We start from the raw sequence: 18,187 nt of genomic DNA, 5'->3' as shown, positions 1-18,187 counted from the left end.
AGCGAGCAAGGACCCAAAACCTGTCATATACACAGCTTACATCCCCCATTCAAAATGATATAAGATCTATATCCTAATCATAACAAGTTTGGCACGTTTGTGTAAGGAATGCAAAGTTCTATTAAATTTCACTGTAGAAATAATCCAATTTTGCTATACTGGCTAAGTATGATTAAACATTTGGGGGAAATTACTGATGTACGAAAAATTATCCAAAATGACTTTAGCTTTTGCTCTTTTAGCTTCACCTGTGATATTGAGCGGATGTGGCGGGTCTGCTGAGATTACTCAAGCCGAAACGGCGACTCCTTCTGCTGCTCCGACTGCTTCTCCTACTCCAGCGCCAGAGCTGAAGAACTTCTCAGTGAAAGATAAGACGCAGGAATACCTAGAGAACTTCGGTACTAATTCATGGAATATTGAGTCGTCCAAAGAAATTGCCAATAACATCCGGATTAAGGCCCGGGAGGATAAAGAGAATACCTTCACTTACCTGGAGATTGCTGACTCTATTGAGAAAAATGATGTGCAAAATGTAAAGAAGCTTTTCACAAAAATTGGTGGAGTTCTACCTGCTTCCGTTGCCAGCCGCTACCCGGATCCCACACCTACACCCGATGAAACGGATGTACCCTCTGGCGGAGATACGGATATGACCTACCTAGAAGCAGATCAGGAGTTTGGATCGAGAGGACTTAATTTAGCGAAAAGCTATCTGGAAAAGGAGATTACCCAAGAAATTAAAGATGATATTTCAGCATATTTTCTCAGTAGCGTGGATTTTATAATTAAGGAAAATCAAAGCAAATACAAGGAAATGGCTAATGCCATTCAAAAGGATGACAAGGCAACTGTTGAAAAGCTATACGCTGAGCTGCTGCCGTTATACCAAGGGATACCTAGTTCAGCCACATCTGCAGCCGCTACGCCAGCGCCAGCAAAGGACGAAGTCATACATCTCAAAGGGAAAAAGGACCAGGCTACAGAGTTCTTCTATTTGAACAGCGGGATCGCCATAATTGAGGCAACAGACAACGGGGATTCTAACTTTGTGATCTATATGTACGATGAAACAGGAGATACCAAAAAAATGCTCGTGAATGAAATTGGGCCTTACAAAGGAAAATCTTTAGCCGTGATTCCTGACGGCGGGAAATATATGCTGAAGGTGGAGTCGGATGGCTCGTGGAAAGCAGATATTAAGCAGAGCATCCCTGAGAACGTCAAGAGCGCTCCGGTTAAATTATCCGGTAAGGGGAACGATGTTGTGTTTGCAAGGCTGCAAAGCAAGCTGACCCGGTTCACATCTAAGCACACGGGTGAATCCAATTTTGCTGTCAAAGTGAATGATAGCCTCTTGCTGGTTAATGAAATTGGGAACTACTCCGGCTCCACAGCGGAAAAAATCGAATCCGACGGAATTTATGTCTTTTCCGTGGAAGCAGACGGACAATGGAGCATTGATATCGAATAAGCTTCCGCAGGTTACCTGCACCCAAAAACGATTGCCACTTTTTAAAGGAGGGCAATCGTTTTGTTCGTTTACAGGCTTAGGTTACTCCGATAGTGCAAATCAAACTTCACCCGGGAATGGGCAGCGTTTGGAAGATAGTTGTATTTTGTACAGCTAAATGACGGCGAATTGGCTGGCGCGCAGGGATAGTTGTATTCTGTACAGCTAAATTTGAGGAAAACGCTCTTTCCCGCCATGAGAGTAACTTATAAGTGTACAGAGTGCAACTAAAGCTCTCCCTGCGCAATATTTGCCCATTTTAGTTGTACAAATTACATTTAGAGCCTAAATCGCAGGGAGAGTGATGTTCTTGCCTCGTTGCTGATTTGTTGCTGAACCGCCGCTGATTCCTCGCAGACTAGTTACCCGCAGATTTGCCCTCCCCCTGCCCGCCTGCCCGCGTAAGTGCCTACGCCTTCACTCTCATCTCACCGTCCTGCTCCTCCAGCTCCACAAACACCGGCCGTTCATCAGGCGTCTGATTCGGCGTGTGGATGGCCAGCATCAGCTGACCGCTGAAGGTGCGGAAGACCATGGCGTGACCGCCGTCCTGCTGGTAGAGCGCTTGCTCCTGATGAAGCCAGGGTCCGGTTATCTCTCCGCTCCCGGAACGGGCGATACCCAGCGCGTAGGTATTATTAATGAAGCTGGCCCACAGCAGATACAAGGTGCCGTCCGCTGAGCGGAACAGGAACGGCCCGTCCGTGACATAATTAAGCTGATTCGCATAACGCTTGGATTCAAACGGAGTGGTCCACGGGGCTTCGGATGCCCGGAACAGAACAACAGGTTCCCCAGCGGCACTCCGCAGGTCCTCTGTTAGCCGCATGGCGCAGACCTCGCCGTCCCCGGTCTGCTGCCACTCATGGCAGAAGACCATCCACGGCTGGCCCTGCCGGTCCACATACAGCGTTCCGTCGAGTGAACTCCACTCCTGCGGAGTCACCGGCCCCTCACTATGCGGGATGAACGGACCCAGCGGATGCAGCGATATCAGAACGGCGGTGCCCAGCAGATCATTGTCCTTGCGCCGGAAGGTGGCGAACATGATGTAATTGCCGCCATAACCATAGACCTCCGGTGCCCAGAAATTCCGCTCCGCATAGAAATCCGGCTCCGGCCGGAAGACCGGGAACGGGCCATCCCAGTGCTCCAGATCTGTGCCGGTGTAGGCGTTGAACCCCGTGCCCGTGCCCCAGATATTGCTGTCGGTGCTGCCATATAAATAGTAGGTGCCCGCCTCTTGCCCCTCTCCGGCCAGCGGAAGCACATACGGATCTCTGATTTGCAGCTCGCTATTCGCTGTCGTTCTCATCGGGTGGTTCATTTAGACCCTCTCCTCACTTCGCTCTTATACTCTCCCTGATCTACCTGTATTCCGGCAGTACCACTCCAATATCGCTGACGCTCACGAAACCGCCGTCCGCATATTCAAGTTGCTCGTTGCCCTTGATGGTGAACGGGAGCGTCTGGCCCTCATAGCACAGACTCCCTTCGATCTGGCGGACACTCATGCCGATCAGCTTCAGCAGTTGTCCGCCCCGGCCCAGGACCACACGCACACCATATGGAAAGGTCAGGTACTCCTCTTCATTACGGTAGATTACAGACCGCTCACGCGTAGTAACCAGCTCGAAGACCGTGTCGTCCACGGTCCGGCGGTATCCGGTCTCATGGGCCACCTCTTTGCCATGATCCATGTCATAGGGAAGCAGGCCGGTGAACCATAGCTCCTCTCCGGCTACCGGCACGATCCCGCATAGCCGCTCCATATAGTCCAGCAGGCAGAGAATCGCAGGTGAATAGGTCTCCGTATATCCCTCTTCCCCGGTCCATGGGCTTAACGTCTGCCCGAACCGGGTCATCCGCGAGAACGCTGCGAGGATCGGCAGGATGACCCAGGTCAGCTCGACATAACGCCCGTGCTGCTCGAAGGCATGCGGCGCACGGATGAGGCTGAGGAAGTTCGACGAACCTCCCCAGGTGTTATAGCTGGAGAAAGGGTCGAACCTGGGATCATCCATCGCAATGGAGGTGAAGGGATATTTGGCAAAGAACTTGCCGGTATTGAGCAGGTAACGGCGGAGGGCTGACGCAAAAAACACCCCGTCCCCCACCTCGCAGGCCAGCACACGCAGCAGAACATCCGATTGTAGACGGACGAACCGGCCTCCGCGATCCCGGTCATAGAAGAACTCATCCTCTTCGTCATAGCAATGGCTGAACAGGCTGTGGCTGCTTGCCGCTGCCCGGGCACGCCATTCGTCCCCGCTCCCGCCAAGCTCCACCGCTATCTTGGACAGGTAGAGCCGCTGACAGTAGACATTGGCCGTTAAATCCGGGGCCAGAAAAGGCAGCAGCGGCGAATCCGGGTTATATTGTCCCGCATCCTCCAGATGGGGCGTGTCGGGGACATGCCAGAAGCGCGGCGAGAGGTCATGTCCGGTATCGAACGTGCAGAAGGCTTCGACGCAGCCGGTCCCTCTAGTGTTGCGGTACATATGCAGCCAATGGTCGAACCGGCCCATCGCCTGATACATGGAGCGAAGGAAGCTCTTATCCCGCCCGTTCTCCAGATAATGATTCCAGACGCTGCGGGCCAGCGGCGTCACCATCTGAATCTGCCGGTAGGCCGGTCCCGCAGGCGTCACCTTGTAGGGCATCAGCCCATCCTGCCGCTGCTGGTCGGCGAACAGCCGGAAGGTCGCTCCCGCCACCTCCGGCATGAACCGCGACAGCCGTTCAGCGCAGATCGTACCCGTGCTCTCCAGCCAGCTCCCGAGATAGACTCCGCCTTCATGCAGCACAAGTCCGCCTCCGTCCATCGGCACGATACAGTCCAGCAGCTTGTGCAGCGCAGAGTAATAGACTTTCTCCATATTCTCCGATGAAGCCGCGAAGGCCACGCCCGATCGCTTCCACTCCTCCAGCGAATCCCGGTCCGCAGCTTTCTTAAGCACTCCGATCTGGTCGTCCACCGTTATCCTCCGCAGTCTCTCAAGTACACTACCCGTCATTCCATTCCCTCCTGTAACATTAGTTGCTCTCCAGACAGAGAAGCAGACTGCCGAGGGCAGCCTGCTTCCGGGATATGGCTACTTGGCTCCGAATAACTGCGTCGCACCTGTATAGAAATCCTCTACCCCTTGCTTGACATCCTTTTGCTCAAAACCGATCTCCTGTACAGCGGTCTCCGCCAGCTTGGTGAATTCGGTGAAATTCGGCGGATTATAGCTGACAGCAAACGGCTCCTTCTTCGTCGCTTCCGATACCCGGCTGGTGAAGTCGTATACGGTCTGTTCCAGCGGCGTAGCCTCCTTCATCAGCAGGTCACGCATCTTGGAGGTAACCGGCACACCGCGGTCACTGCCCAGAATCTGCGCGGCATCGGGATCATTGATCCAGAAGTTCATCAGCTCCGCGACTTCCTTCGGGTGCTTGGTCTTGGCATAACCGGACAAGCCTTGGCTGGATTCAAAGACAACCCCCGTTCCCTTCGGCCCGCGCGGCACCTGAATCATGGTCAGCTTATCCTGGGTCAGATTCTGATGAGCGGCGAACTGGTTGGATGGAATCAGGCTCATCGCCACCTTGCCGGTAACGACCAGGGATTTACTTGTGTCTCCCGGAGGATTGGATACCTGCAGGGATGGAGTGACCATTCCGCCGTTCTTAGTGATCCCGTGCCAGTAGTTGAACCACTCCTCTGCATCCTGCTGCCCGAAGCCCAGCGCGTCCTTCTCCATATCATAGACCTGCTTGCCGCGCTGCTTCATATAGATGTCCATCCCCTCAACGGTAAAGTTGTAGGTGCCGTAATAACCCTTGCCCAGCTTATCGGAGATTTCCTTACTGATGCGGGCGTAATCTTCCCAGCTCCAGCCGTCTGCCGGAACCTCCATTCCAGCCTTTTTGAACAGCTCTGTATTGAGCACCATCCCCCGGGCGTTCGCCCCGGCAGAGATATGCACCAGCTTGCCTCCCAGCGTTCCGTATTCCACCATCGTCTGATCCATATCCGTCAGATCCAGCTCTTGGCCGACATAGGGCTGTAAGTCCAGCAGCACGCCTTTAGCGGCGTAATCAGTTACGTTCCCTCCCAGGAAAAACACATCAGGCGCTGTGCCCGAAGCGAGCTGGGTGTTCAGCTTGTCGAAATACCCGGAGTTCGGAGCAAACTCCCCGACCACCTTAATGTTCGGGTGCTTCGACTCGAAGGCACGCAGAGCCTCGTTCGTCTTATCCGCGCGCTTCTGGTCGCCCCACCACATAATCCGCAGCTCCACCTGATCCGCAGCTCCGGCACCGCCGGAGTTGCCGGCCGCCGCAGGCTTACCGTTATTGCCGCCCGAGCAGGCGGTTGTGGCTGCCAGCAGCAGAACACTCAGCGTAAGACCTAAGCTTTTCTTCATAAACATATCCCCCCAAGAATAATTGTAATCGCTTGCTCATTTCAGACCGGTCGTGGCGATGCCCTCCAGGAAGTGCTTTTGGAAGAGCATGAAGATCGTCATAATCGGCACCAGCGACAGCACCGACATCGCCAGCAGCGCGCCCCAGTCGGAGGAGCCCGAAGGATCATAGAGCGAGCGTATGCCCAGTTGCACGGTGAACAGATTGATCCGGCTGAGGTAGATCATCTGGCTGAAGAAATCATCCCACGACCAGATGAAGGTGAAGATCGCCGTTGTAATCAGCGCCGGAACCAGCAGCGGAATAATGATCCGGAAGTACAGCTGGCCCTGGCCGCAGCCGTCAATCGTGGCACTCTCGTCCAGCTCCTTCGGGATGCCGCGGATGAACTGGATCATCAGCAGAATGAAGAACGAGTCATGCGCCAGCCATTTCGGCACGATCAGCGGCAAATAGGTGTTGACCCACTCCAGCTTGCTGAAAATAATATATTGCGGAATCAGCACGACATGGTAAGGCAGCATAATGGTCACCAGCATGCAGGCAAACAGCACACTTTTGAAGCGGAACTCCAGCCGGGCGAACGCGTAAGCCGCCAGCGAGCAGGTCAGTATGTTGCCGATGACCGACAGTACAGAGATCGTGGCAGAATTGAGGAAAAAGCGACTAAACGAGATGCCCTGCAGCCCCTTCCATCCATTCACGTAGTTCTCCAGCGTAAATTTCCCCGGCCACAGCCCCGGTTCCGAAAAGATCAGCGCATTCGGCTTGAAGGAGCTAGACAGCAGCCACAGCACCGGATACAGCATCAACAGCCCGAACAGAATAATGACGCCATGTTTGCCTAGCCTAAAGATCATTTTGTCGTCTGTCATGAATTATCGCCCGTCCTTTCCGTCGCCGTAGAACACCCAGAATTTGGAGGTCACGAACACTATGGAGGTGAACAGGCCGATGATGATCAGCATGATCCAGGCCAGAGCGGCAGCATACCCCATATCGAAGAAGGAGAAGCCTTTGAGATACAGATACAGCGTGTAAAACAGGGTGGAATTCACCGGACCGCCGCGCCCGTCTCCAATGACATATCCCGGAGTGAACACCTGAAAGGAATTGATAATCCCCATGACCAGGTTAAAAAAGATCACCGGGGAGAGCATCGGCAGCGTAATCCGGCCGAACTGGCGCAGCTTCCCGGCTCCGTCCACCTGCGCCGCTTCGTACAGGTCCGCAGGAATCTGCTTAATGCCGGCCAGGAAGATGACCATGGCGGAGCCGAACTGCCAGACGGACAACGTGACGATGGTCGAGAGAATATAGCTGGGATGGGCAATCCAGGACGGGCCTTCGATCCCAAACCAGGCCAGGAAGTGATTAATCAGCCCTTCCCCGTCGAAAATCTGCCGCCAGACGATGGCGATTGCCACACTTCCTCCCAGCAGGGACGGAATGTAATACACCGTTCTGTAGATGCCCAGCGCCCGGATGCCTTTGTTCAGGACGATGGCGACCAGGAGGGCAAAGGCCATTTTGAGCGGAACCGAGAATAGCACGTACTTGAACGTCACGGTAAGAGACTTGTAGAAGTATTCGTCTGCCGTGAAGATGTGCCTGTAATTGTTCAGGCCCAGCCACTGCGGGGCATTGAGCAGGTCGTACTTGGTCAGGGACAGATACAAGGAGCCCAGCATAGGCCCGAGTGTCAGTCCGAAAAAGCCGATCAGCCAGGGAAGCAGGAACAGGTAAGCGGTACCGCTCCTTCTCCACATCGCCGATCTGTGTGCTGTCTTCATATGCGCCTTCTCCTTCTTCATGGATATAGGCTCATTATAGAAAGCAACGCTGCTTGCTTGAATGCTATTTCTTCGGCTGTTGACTACTGAATTTTTCAGGTGGATGCTGGCGGAAGTCCGACGGGGAGGTTCCATACATTTTTTTGAATCTGGAGCTGAAGTAGCTGGCATTCGAGAAGCCGGTCAGCTCGGCGATATCCCACAGGTTAAGCGTTGTCGTCAACAGCAGATGCGTGGCCTGGGCCATGCGGATGTCAGTCAGGTAGACCATGAAGCTCCGGCCCACCTTGGCCTTGAACAGCTCCGAGAAATAGGAGGAATTGTAATTGAACCGTCTGGCAAGCTGGGTCAGGTTAAGATCATACATGTAGTTGCTGTCGATATATTGCGTCGCTGTGCGGATGACCGAATCCTCGGCATCGCCGGCCCCCTGCATCATTCGGTACACGGAGACCGCCCGCTCCAGCAGGAATTGTCCGGCCTTGTCCACCGAATCCAGCTTGTGAACCGCCTCAGGATAGAGCCATAGCTCCTGGGACTGGATGTTGACGTCTGCAGCCTCTGCACCCGCCCCGTCCACGAGCAGGCAGAGCTGGAAGATCAGCTTCACCAGGCAGGAGCGGGACTGGGAGAACGCCTGCTGCAGCTCCTGGCGGATGCTCTGCCCGAAGGCGTCCCATTCCCCCTGGATCAGAAGCCTGCGCAGGGTCCGTGTCAATTCCTCCGTAAGCACCAGTCCCGGCTCGCTTCTTCCTTCGGCCGGCGGCTGGGCCGCATTCTCCGAGAGGTTCCAGGCCAGCAAAGATTCCAGGTAGCCTTCCTTCCAGCGGAGGAATCCAAGCTTCCCGCCGCTGTAGCCGATCACCGGATTGAAGCCCAGATGGGCGGCGACGCATTCCGCCAGCTCTGCACAGAAGCGGTCCATATCGGTCAGCGCATCCTGGAGAATGAAGTGGACCAGCCCTGGATAGCTCGGGTCCCGCAGCACCTGGCAGCGCTCCCCGGAGCTGCCCGCGAATTCCCTGGTCAGCAGCTCGAACGGCAGCCGCAGCTTGCCCGGCGTACGCTCCGGCAGCGCTGAACCTTTGCCGTGCCCAGGCTCCGGCACCGCCGCCGCCGCACGCTCACGGAGTCCGGCCGTTACGAACCGCACCTGCGTCAGGTCCCAGCCGTCCAGTTCGAACAGCACAGCGCGCTCCTTCAGCGCATGGACCGGCTCCACTTCCTCTTTGACAAGCTGCACCAGGAAATGCTCCTTCATCTCCTTGTAGTACTGGGACAGCCGCCACTCATTCACCGCCTGCCGGTCACGGTCATTGCGCTCCTGATCCAGCTCGTCCTTCAGCTTCTGAAGCACGGCCGTCAGCTCATCGGCGGCCACCGGCTTGAGCAGATAATCACGCGCCTGATTGCGGATCGCTGCCTTGGCATAATGGAAATCTTCATAGCCTGTAATGACTACCAGCTTCAGCTCCGGGTACAGCCTGCGGCAATCGTCCAGGAACGATACGCCGTTCATCACCGGCATGTTCATATCCGTAATGACAATATCGACCGCCTGGCCTGCCAGCCGTTCCATGGCCTCCATGCCGTTGCCCGCCTCTCCGGTTACGCTGAGGCCCAGCGCTGCAAAGTCAGCCTTGAGCCGCAGGCCCTGGCGGATCTCCGGCTCATCATCCACGATCAATACGCGGTACATGGTCATTCCTCCTCTGAAGGGGCAGGCCCAGCGTGATGCAGGTGCCCGCCTCCTTGCTTGATTCTATGCTTAGGGTGAAGAGCCCTCCGTAATACAGCCGGCATCTGGCCAGTACATTGCGCAGTCCAATCTGATGGGTCATGCTCTGCAATAACTGCTCCGGCTGCTGGTGCATCGCCTGATCCTTCAGCTCGCGCAGCAGCTCCGGGTCCATTCCGATTCCGTTGTCGGCGACGGAGAGAACCAGCTGGTCCTTGTCCGCTCTGACGGTAATCCGTACCTTGGCCTTAGCCTGGTGAATGAAGCTGTACTTCACCGCATTCTCAATCAGCGGCTGCAGCAGGAACTTGACGATCTCCAGATCGTATGGCGCCTCCTCCTCGTCCAGCCGCAGATCCAGACCCGCACCGAAGCGGACCTCCAGGATGGACATGTAATAGCGCACGACCTTCAGCTCCTCGCGCAGCGGGATCAGATCCTCGCTGATCCGCAGCGAGAACCTGAGCATTTTACCCAGCGATTCTATGACCGTAACCGTCTCCTTCGTGCGCTGCTGGATCGCCAGGCTGCTCATCAGCTCCAGCGTATTGAACAGGAAATGCGGATTGATCTGCATCAAGAGCGCCTTGTATTCAGCTTGCTGGCGCAGGAGCTTCTGTTCAAATTCGGTACGGATCAGATGGCGTAGCTGCTGGACCATATTGCGGAAGGTATCGGTGGCGTAATCCACCTCACTCTGGATTCTGCGCTTCGGCGGGGTCAGCCGTTCCGCCTGGGCGAAGTCGCCCTTCTGCACATGGCGCATGGCCGAGACCAGCCGCGAGAGCGGCTTGGTAATGCCCGATGAGATCCAGTAGGCCAGCGCAAAGGCAGCCGCCAGCATCAGCGAAGCAAACACTATAATGCTGTTACGGAGCTTGAACAGATTGGCGTACAGGTCCTGCTCCGAGACGAAGCCGACCAGCAGCCAGTTGGTGATGGCCAGCTTTTTGTAGACCAGAATATGCGAGTCACCCTTCTGATCCTTCAGGTAGACCACCCCCTGTGCCGTACGGCCTGCCCGGACCCGTTCAACCTCCTTCGCCGCTTCGGGATAGGTACTGTACTCCTGCTGCGACAGGATTGGATGGCCCTGCTGGTTCAACAGGAAAATGGTACCGCTTTCACCCAAATGTATACGATTCAGCGGCTCCAGCAGGAACTCCGCCTTGATGTTGACCTTCATCACATTTTTGGCCAGGGACGGCTCGAAGATCCCGATCGGCAGCAGCAGGCTCACCACCTCGTATGGCTTAGCTCCCTTGATCTCCGCCTCATCGGTATGGGCCGGAACCCAGTGATTGCTGTGTTCGATGAAGTTGCGGTACCACGCTTCCTGCCTAAACGAGCTATCTGCCACCACCTGATTCTCGGCCCCGACCCGCATCCCCTCCTTGCGGTAGATGTTGACCGAGGAGACGATCGAATAATTATTCGTCGTCTGGGTCAGGAACTTGCTCATGTTGATGCTGGCCAGCATCCTCTGCCCTTCGGTGGAAGCCGGCTGGGTAAGTATCGCATCCCACTTCTGGGTGATATCGCTGTTATAGACCAGAGAGGACAAGTCATAGCTCTGCTGGAGCGCCATATGAATAAAGGACCCGTATTCGTCCATCTTCTCCAGTGCCGACGTTTCGATATAAGAGCGGATAATCGAGCGCGCCTGATTGAACAGCAGCAGCGACATCGTGCCGAAGGACAAGACAAGCAGCACAACGAAGAATGCGATCAGTCGGTTTTTCAGCGAGTAAAAGATAGCCATCCCTCCTTCTCCTTGCTCAAATGCGAAGCGGATGCCTGTATCATGATCTGTTCCTGCCTTTCCCGTGGTACATTTTGTTTACTGCATTTATTTGTAACGCAGAACGGAGAATCCGGCAAGTGGAAACCGCTTGAATGCCTAGGTAAAAATATTGCAGAGGACGATTGACCTGCGGACCGGTTTATTTTACAATAAACTCATAAACGCGCGTTTACATTAGAGGGGGTACATTATGCGAAGCGAAGATATTGCCAAGCTAGCCGGGGTTTCGCGAAGCACCGTATCCCGTGTGATCAACAACTATTCCAATGTCCCTGAAGAGACCCGGGCCAAGGTGCTGAAGGTGATTGAACAGCATCAGTACGAGCCGAACAGCTTCGCCCGGGCGCTGGCCGGCAAGAAGACCGACACGATCGGGCTGTTTGCCATCAGCATGAACGAGAAGGAGAATGCGACGCGGATCTATCAGAACAATTATTTTGCCCCGTTCGTCGATGCTGTGGTAGATACGTCGAATGCCCGCGGCTGTTATGTTCTGATTCACACCGTCTATTCTCCCGACGACTTCCTGAAGGTCAAGCAGGCCTTCCTGCAGAAACGGATTGACGGCGGCATTATTGTCGGCACCCAGAAGGATATCGGGATCGTACGGGAAATGGTCGGTCTCAGCGCTCCGCTGGTGCTGATCGATTATGACATTTCAGAGATTATGTCAGAGCATCTGGACCGCAATCATCTCGCCATTGTGAATTCCAAGGATTATGAAGGTACGGTAGAAGCCATTGAGTACTTAATCGGTCTCGGCCATCAGGAGATCGGCATGATCTGCGGACGGATGAATACTTATTCCGGACGGGAGCGCTACATGGCTTACGAGAATACGCTAAAGCGCCATGGACTTGCCCTGCAGAAGGACTTCGTCCTTCAGGGTGATTTTCTCAAGGAAACCGCCTATCAGGAAGTGAAAAAGCTGCTCAGTTCCGGCGGCCCGCTGCCGACAGCCTTCTTCTCTTCCAATGACGATATGGCTATCTCGGCGATGGAAGCGTTCTCGGAGCATGGCATTTCCGTGCCGGAGGATATCTCCATTGCGGGGTTCGACGATGTGCAGCTTGCTGCGCGGATTCATCCCAAGCTGACCTCCGTCCGTCTGCCGATTTATGAAATGTCCAAAGCCGCTGTCGAGAAGGTCATTGAGCTGTGTGATTCACAGCAGCCTACCTTCAGCACCATCAGTTTTCCGGCGCGTCTGATTACCCGAGATTCCTGTCAGCCGCCGAAGAAGTAGAGCTACACTCCGATTCAGACAGATCCAGAAAAATCCCTTGCCCCGAGGGAATTTTTTCTCCGCTCTGTAAACGCGCGTTCACAATCGAAAGGAGACTTGTCTCTCATGAAATTCGGAACTTTTGACGACACCCGCAAAGAGTATGTAATCAACACCCCCAAAACACCTTATCCTTGGATTAACTACCTCGGCAACGAGCAGTTTTTCGGCCTGATCTCTAATACTGCCGGGGGCTATACCTTCTACCGCGATGCGCGGATGAGAAGACTTACCCGTTACCGGTATAACAATATTCCGCTGGATACCGGCGGCCGCTATTACTACCTGTACGATGGCGGGGACTTCTGGACCCCGGGCTGGATGCCAGTGAAGCGGGATCTCGACTTCTACGAATGCCGCCACGGTCTGGGCTACACTTCTATTACAGGCGAGCGTAACGGCATTTCCGTGAATCAGCTTGCTTTTGTACCGATGGGCCATAATGCGGAAGTCCACCGTCTGGTTGTTAAGAACACAGGCGATGTGAAGAAGACCGTGAAGCTGTTCTCTTTTGCCGAGTTCTGCCTGTGGAATGCCAATGATGATATGACCAACTTCCAGCGTAACCTCAGCACCGGCGAAGTAGAAGTGAAGGATTCCGTCATTTATCACAAAACAGAATACCGCGAGCGCAGAAACCACTACGCCTTCTATTCTGTAAATAAAGAAATTGCCGGCTTCGATACGGACCGCGAATCGTTCGTGGGCATGTACAATGGCCTGGATGCTCCGCAGGCGGTTGCTGCCGGTGAAGCTACTAACTCTGTCGCCAGCGGCTGGTCGCCGATCGGCTCCCACGCCCTTGACATCACGCTGGAGCCGGGCGAAGCTCAAAGTTTCATCTTCGTGCTCGGCTACATCGAGAACCCTGAGGATGAGAAATGGGAAGCCCTGAACGTTATTAACAAAAAGCCGGCCCAGGCTGTCATCGATCAGTTCGCTACCGATGCCCAGGTGGATGCCGCCCTTGCAGTTCTGGCTGCACACTGGGATAACCTGCTGTCCAAATATCAGATTAAGAGCGGGGACGACAAGCTGAACCGGATGGTGAACATCTGGAATCCGTACCAGTGTATGGTGACCTTCAACATGTCCCGTTCCGCATCGTACTTCGAATCCGGGATTGGCCGCGGTATGGGCTTCCGTGACTCCAACCAGGACTTGCTCGGCTTCGTCCACCAGATTCCTGAGCGTGCCAGAGAACGGATTCTCGATATCGCCGCTACCCAGTTCCCTGACGGCAGCGCGTATCACCAGTACCAGCCGCTAACCAAGAAGGGCAATAATGAAGTCGGCTCCGGCTTCAATGATGATCCACTCTGGCTGATCTCGGGTACAGCAGCCTATATTAAGGAGACCGGCGATTATTCGATCCTTGATGAGCAGGTTCCTTTTGACAGCAATCCGGATCACACTGCAACCCTGTTCGAGCATCTGAAGCTGAGCTTCGAGCATGTCACGAACAACCTCGGGCCTCACGGCCTGCCGCTGATTGGACGCGCGGACTGGAATGACTGTCTGAACCTGAACTGCTTCTCCACCGAACCGGGCGAATCGTTCCAGACTACGGAGAATATCGCAGGCGGCGTAGCGGAATCCGTGTTCATTGCAGGTCTGTTCGTCTTCGTTGGACCGGACTATGCCGAGATCTGCCGGATGCGCGGACTGGATGATGTAGCCGCTGACGCTGTTGCCAAGATCGAGAACATGAGTGCCATCACGTTGTCCCACGGCTTCGACGGCGACTGGTTCCTGCGCGCTTATGACCACTATGGCGACAAGATCGGCAGCAAGGAGAACGAGGAAGGCCAGATCTTCATTGAGCCGCAAGGCATGTGCGTAATGGCCGGAATCGGTGTAGAGAACGGTGAAGCAGCCCGCGCCCTGACTTCCGTGCAGGAACGTCTGGATACGGACTATGGTATCGTTTTGCAGCAGCCTCCGTATTCCAAGTACTATCTGAACCTGGGTGAAATCTCCACGTACCCTCCGGGCTACAAAGAGAATGCCGGGATCTTCTGCCATAACAACCCTTGGATCATGATTGCGGAGACGGTCCTTGGACACGGCGACAGAGCTTTTGAAATCTACAAAAAAATCGCTCCGGCCTATCTGGAGGACATCAGCGAAGTGCACCGGATGGAGCCTTATGTGTACTCCCAGATGATCGCCGGTAAAGATGCTGTACGTCACGGCGAAGCGAAGAACTCCTGGCTGACAGGAACAGCAGCATGGAACTATGTAGCGATTACACAGTCCATCCTGGGGATTCAGGCCGACTTTGCCGGGCTCAAGGTTGACCCTTGTATCCCTGCAGAATGGGACGGCTTCGAGATTACCCGCGTCTTCCGTGGCGACACTTATGTAATCTCGATCCAGAATCCGAACCATGTATCTAAAGGCGTAGCCAGCCTGACCCTCGACGGCGCTGCCGTGGAAGGCAACATTATCGCTCCTGTAGGCGACGGTGCTGTTCATCAGGTTGTAGTCACTCTCGGCTAATTATCTATCACTCCTAAAAAAGCATAACAACCCGGTTGTCCGCTTAGGCGGTACAACCGGGTTGTTCGTTCATGGACAGGCGGCCCCGGAATTACTCCGGTATCCACACCTTCATCTCTCCGCTGCCACGGTTGCCCCACAGATAGTACGGAATTGCCGTTACTTCCACCGGCTGTACTGCCGCCCTGGTACTGCCGTAGAGTCCGCCACTCCAGCTCTGTTCCTCCACCCTGTAGCCCTCCGCCCGGATTACTACAGCTCCGCCAAGCAGCTCTTCATCGTAAGCCTCCTTGAACCTGCCCTCCTTGCTTAGAGATATTGAGCTTAGCGGCTCGCCGTTATCCGCAGATTCCAGACAATAGACCAGCGGCCCGTACTGAATAGCCGTCTTCCCGGCATTAGCCCGCAGTTCCGGGTGGGCGTATACACGGTGCGCTTCCATTGGAAGCATCAGCTCCACTATGTCACCGGGCTGCCATTCCCTGCGGATTACCGCATAACCCTGCTCCAAAGCATCAAGTGCTGGAAGGAGCCCGCCATTGACGCTGATCCGGACCTTTCCGCTGCTCCACGATGGAATACGCAGGGCGATACCGAACACCCCGGCTTCCGCAGGATCAACCTTCAGTGTGACTATGCCCTCCCATGGAAGCTTGCTGGACTGAGTGACCTTCACCTCTGTTCCTCCAAGTAGGGTTATAAGCTCACTTCCGATATACAGATTCGTATAGAGCGTATCGCTGTGTTCAGTGTAGATATACTGATTCAATGAGGTCAGCAGGCGCGCCACATTCGGCGGGCAGCAGGCACAGCCGAACCAGCCCTGGCGCTGCGCCTTCACATGCTGTTTGCCGGGATTACAGGTGCAGGCCTGCGGCCAGACCTCCAGCGGATTGACGTAGAAATAATGCTTGCCGTCCTGCGCCATCGAGCCGAGTACATTATTATAGAGCGCACGCTCCATCACATCGGCATAACGGCTATCTGGAGTCAATTCCAGCATTCGTCTGGCAAAAAAGATCAGCCCGATCGAAGCACAGGTCTCCGCATAGACCGTATCGTTAGGCAGATCGTAATCAAAGGTGAATGCTTCGCCGTGATGGGTGGAGCCGATTCCGCCAGTGATATACATCTGTCTCTCTGTCATATTGTTCCACAGGCGCAGGCACGCCTCGCGAAGTGCTTCATCTCCGGTCAGGCGGGCCAAGTCGGCCATGGCGGTATACATATAGACGGCGCGGACAGAGTGGCCTATGGCTACCGTCTGCTCACGGACCGGTATATGGGACTGATTGTAGGCCATATCGATTTGATCCGTCTGGCCGCCCCAATGTGTAACCCTGCCCCGGCCCTCCCATTCCTGGCGCAGGAAGTTCGGCTCCTGCCCGCGCTGGTCAATGAAGAAGAGGCTGAGCTTCAGATACTTCTCTTCCCCTGTCAGCCGGTACAGCTTCACCAGCGCCAGCTCAATCTCCTGATGACCGTCGTAGCCCTTCAGCTTGCCTTCCTCCGTTCCGAAGACAGAGTCGATATGATCGGCCATACGGCGCATAATACTCAGCAGCTTGTCCTTACCGGTCGCTTCATAATAAGCCACTGCAGCTTCGATGAAATGTCCGGCGCAATACAGTTCATGGCAATCCTGGAGATTCGTCCAGCGCTTGCCCGGTTCCTTGACAGTGAAGTAAGTGTTCAGGTATCCGTCGGCCTGCTGTGCTTCTCCTACCAGATCGATCACCTCGTCCGCCTGGCGTTCCAGCTCCGGGTCCCGCCGGATGCTGAGGGAATAAGCCGTTGCCTCCAGCCACTTGGCTACATCGCTGTCCTGGAAGACCATGCCCCCGAACTTACCCTGTCTTCTTCCGGCAGCGATTTCAAAATTGGCAATGGCATGGCTCGGTTCAGCCCCGGCCACGCGGTCATGAAGCGCCTCATATTGATAAGGAATCACTGTCTCCTGCACCAACCGGATATAACGGCCCCAGAATTCATCCTGAACGTGCACTCTGTGGCCTCCCTGATCCGAATGACCGGAATGATCTGGTTGAACGGTTGTCCGAACCTTTGCACCTTCAAATTGACTCATTGTAGCATCTCCTCTTCAGCATTTCGTCCTCGCTAATTGCCATTATAGACGGTACAATATAACAAAAACAGAAGCATAAACAACCCCGTTTTTGTACTATTTCACACAACTTTTATATAAGGCTTAGCGAAGTTAATTCAGGACACATGCCTTTCCAAGGAGCTGCTAATGACACTTAATTCTTCCTATATTCATCTGGCCGCACCACCCTTCCCCTATTTCCTGGAATGCGGCCGTACCGTCTATTTGCCTGGAGACCAGCATCCGAACCGCAGCCGTATGGGCAAATTCGATCTGATCATCGTGGAACAGGGATGCCTGCATATTGGAGAGGAGCATACAGAATGGGCAGTGGGCGCCGGGCATACCCTGCTGCTGCTGCCTGACCGCTACCATTATTCAGTGCAGCCGTGTGATGCAGAGACGATCTTCACTTGGGTTCATTTTCACACGGTGGGAGAATGGACGGAATCAGCGGGTGAGCCGGTATATGCGGACCGGGAAACGCATTTCCGGCAGTTTCTTACCCACCCTTATACCATCCGTATTCCCCAGTTCGGACCGCTACCTGCCCCCTTCGCACGAAGCGGCCAGGCAGGGCAGTTGCTGCAGCTGAACCATAGCAGGCGCTCAAGCGCCGTGTGGCAGCAGCAGCGCATCTTCGAGGAGATGCTGCGGACGATGGATCTGGCCCGGCAAGATACGGCCGGAAGCCAGGCAGACGAGATTGCCGAGCAGACGGAGGCCTATCTGCGGAATCATTATATGGAAGAAGTCACGAATACCTCTCTGGCGGATGCCCTGCATTTTCACTACAATTACCTGGCCCGCTGCATGAAGCGTGTCTACGGGCTTACGCCCATGGAGTACCTGACCGATTACCGGCTGGAGCAGGCCAAGCTTCTGCTGCTTAAGACAGAGATCCCGATCGCGGCAATCGCAGAGCGCACCGGCTTCGAGAGTACAGCTTACTTCTCCCGGCGCTTCAGCCGCAAGGTCGGAATCTCTCCGCTGCGCTTCCGCAAGCGATATTCCCGCTGAGCATGAATGCCC

General features: G+C 54.9%; 12 protein-coding genes. 4 read left to right on the top strand and 8 right to left on the bottom strand.

The annotated features are described in order from the left end of the window. The first annotated feature begins 196 nt into the window (after positions 1 to 196). On the top strand, positions 197 to 1,474 hold the full coding sequence (locus NST26_RS12835; RefSeq protein WP_339255945.1) for a hypothetical protein: 1,278 nt from the start codon (positions 197 to 199) through the stop codon (positions 1,472 to 1,474). A gap of 448 nt (positions 1,475 to 1,922) precedes the next feature. Here NST26_RS12835 and NST26_RS12830 read toward each other — a convergent pair whose 3' ends face one another. The 7 genes from NST26_RS12830 to NST26_RS12800 all read right to left on the bottom strand — a co-directional run bounded on the left by NST26_RS12830 (position 1,923) and on the right by NST26_RS12800 (position 11,219). Then, positions 1,923 to 2,840, bottom strand: coding sequence for a glycoside hydrolase family 43 protein (locus tag NST26_RS12830; protein WP_339255943.1), 918 nt, complete (start codon positions 2,838 to 2,840; stop codon positions 1,923 to 1,925). A gap of 40 nt (positions 2,841 to 2,880) precedes the next feature. Continuing rightward, on the bottom strand, positions 2,881 to 4,530 hold the full coding sequence (locus tag NST26_RS12825; RefSeq protein WP_340953522.1) for an MGH1-like glycoside hydrolase domain-containing protein: 1,650 nt from the start codon (positions 4,528 to 4,530) through the stop codon (positions 2,881 to 2,883). Positions 4,531 to 4,608: 78 nt separating this feature from the next. Next, positions 4,609 to 5,925: an ABC transporter substrate-binding protein gene (locus tag NST26_RS12820; protein WP_445323321.1), complete on the bottom strand. Its 1,317-nt coding sequence runs from the start codon at positions 5,923 to 5,925 to the stop codon at positions 4,609 to 4,611. 36 nt (positions 5,926 to 5,961) lie between these two features. Beyond that, positions 5,962 to 6,801 (bottom strand): carbohydrate ABC transporter permease, encoded by an 840-nt coding sequence (locus tag NST26_RS12815; RefSeq protein WP_209877698.1) that lies wholly within the window; start codon positions 6,799 to 6,801, stop codon positions 5,962 to 5,964. A gap of 3 nt (positions 6,802 to 6,804) precedes the next feature. Continuing rightward, positions 6,805 to 7,719 carry a carbohydrate ABC transporter permease gene (locus NST26_RS12810; RefSeq protein WP_340941401.1) on the bottom strand — a complete coding sequence of 305 codons (915 nt, stop codon included), beginning with the start codon at positions 7,717 to 7,719 and terminating at the stop codon, positions 6,805 to 6,807. Positions 7,720 to 7,783: 64 nt separating this feature from the next. Beyond that, positions 7,784 to 9,418, bottom strand: coding sequence for a response regulator transcription factor (locus tag NST26_RS12805; RefSeq protein WP_340953526.1), 1,635 nt, complete (start codon positions 9,416 to 9,418; stop codon positions 7,784 to 7,786). After that, complete coding sequence (locus NST26_RS12800) at positions 9,393 to 11,219, bottom strand: cache domain-containing sensor histidine kinase (protein WP_340979238.1); 1,827 nt, start codon at positions 11,217 to 11,219, stop codon at positions 9,393 to 9,395. Before NST26_RS12800 ends, NST26_RS12805 begins: the two co-directional genes overlap by 26 nt. A gap of 232 nt (positions 11,220 to 11,451) precedes the next feature. On the opposite strand from NST26_RS12800, the gene NST26_RS12795 reads away from it, so the two are divergent. Beyond that, positions 11,452 to 12,507 (top strand): LacI family DNA-binding transcriptional regulator, encoded by a 1,056-nt coding sequence (locus NST26_RS12795; RefSeq protein WP_339255931.1) that lies wholly within the window; start codon positions 11,452 to 11,454, stop codon positions 12,505 to 12,507. A 105-nt stretch (positions 12,508 to 12,612) separates the two neighbouring features. After that, on the top strand, positions 12,613 to 15,048 hold the full coding sequence (locus tag NST26_RS12790) for a GH36-type glycosyl hydrolase domain-containing protein (protein ID WP_340953528.1): 2,436 nt from the start codon (positions 12,613 to 12,615) through the stop codon (positions 15,046 to 15,048). A gap of 91 nt (positions 15,049 to 15,139) precedes the next feature. Here NST26_RS12790 and NST26_RS12785 read toward each other — a convergent pair whose 3' ends face one another. Further along, positions 15,140 to 17,134: a glycoside hydrolase family 127 protein gene (locus NST26_RS12785; protein ID WP_340953530.1), complete on the bottom strand. Its 1,995-nt coding sequence runs from the start codon at positions 17,132 to 17,134 to the stop codon at positions 15,140 to 15,142. A gap of 168 nt (positions 17,135 to 17,302) precedes the next feature. Between NST26_RS12785 and NST26_RS12780 the strand changes: the two genes are divergently transcribed. Continuing rightward, positions 17,303 to 18,175, top strand: coding sequence for a helix-turn-helix transcriptional regulator (locus tag NST26_RS12780; protein WP_340953531.1), 873 nt, complete (start codon positions 17,303 to 17,305; stop codon positions 18,173 to 18,175). The last annotated feature ends 12 nt before the right edge of the window (positions 18,176 to 18,187 follow it).

Source organism: Paenibacillus sp. FSL R7-0128 (genome assembly GCF_038002245.1).
GTDB lineage: Bacteria > Bacillota > Bacilli > Paenibacillales > Paenibacillaceae > Paenibacillus_AQ > Paenibacillus_AQ silagei.
The sequence above is the reverse complement of the archived record's forward strand: the minus strand, read 5'-3'. Positions and strand labels throughout refer to the sequence as shown.

Coding starts and splice junctions, on each gene's coding strand:
- NST26_RS12830 (WP_339255943.1), bottom strand. CDS start 2,840: ATGAACCACCCGATGAGAACGACAGCGAATAGCGAGCTGCAAATCAGA.
- NST26_RS12805 (WP_340953526.1), bottom strand. CDS start 9,418: ATGTACCGCGTATTGATCGTGGATGATGAGCCGGAGATCCGCCAGGGC.
- NST26_RS12835 (WP_339255945.1), top strand. CDS start 197: ATGTACGAAAAATTATCCAAAATGACTTTAGCTTTTGCTCTTTTAGCT.
- NST26_RS12780 (WP_340953531.1), top strand. CDS start 17,303: ATGACACTTAATTCTTCCTATATTCATCTGGCCGCACCACCCTTCCCC.
- NST26_RS12785 (WP_340953530.1), bottom strand. CDS start 17,134: ATGAGTCAATTTGAAGGTGCAAAGGTTCGGACAACCGTTCAACCAGAT.
- NST26_RS12810 (WP_340941401.1), bottom strand. CDS start 7,719: ATGAAGACAGCACACAGATCGGCGATGTGGAGAAGGAGCGGTACCGCT.
- NST26_RS12820 (WP_445323321.1), bottom strand. CDS start 5,925: ATGAAGAAAAGCTTAGGTCTTACGCTGAGTGTTCTGCTGCTGGCAGCC.
- NST26_RS12800 (WP_340979238.1), bottom strand. CDS start 11,219: ATGGCTATCTTTTACTCGCTGAAAAACCGACTGATCGCATTCTTCGTT.
- NST26_RS12815 (WP_209877698.1), bottom strand. CDS start 6,801: ATGACAGACGACAAAATGATCTTTAGGCTAGGCAAACATGGCGTCATT.
- NST26_RS12825 (WP_340953522.1), bottom strand. CDS start 4,530: ATGACGGGTAGTGTACTTGAGAGACTGCGGAGGATAACGGTGGACGAC.
- NST26_RS12795 (WP_339255931.1), top strand. CDS start 11,452: ATGCGAAGCGAAGATATTGCCAAGCTAGCCGGGGTTTCGCGAAGCACC.
- NST26_RS12790 (WP_340953528.1), top strand. CDS start 12,613: ATGAAATTCGGAACTTTTGACGACACCCGCAAAGAGTATGTAATCAAC.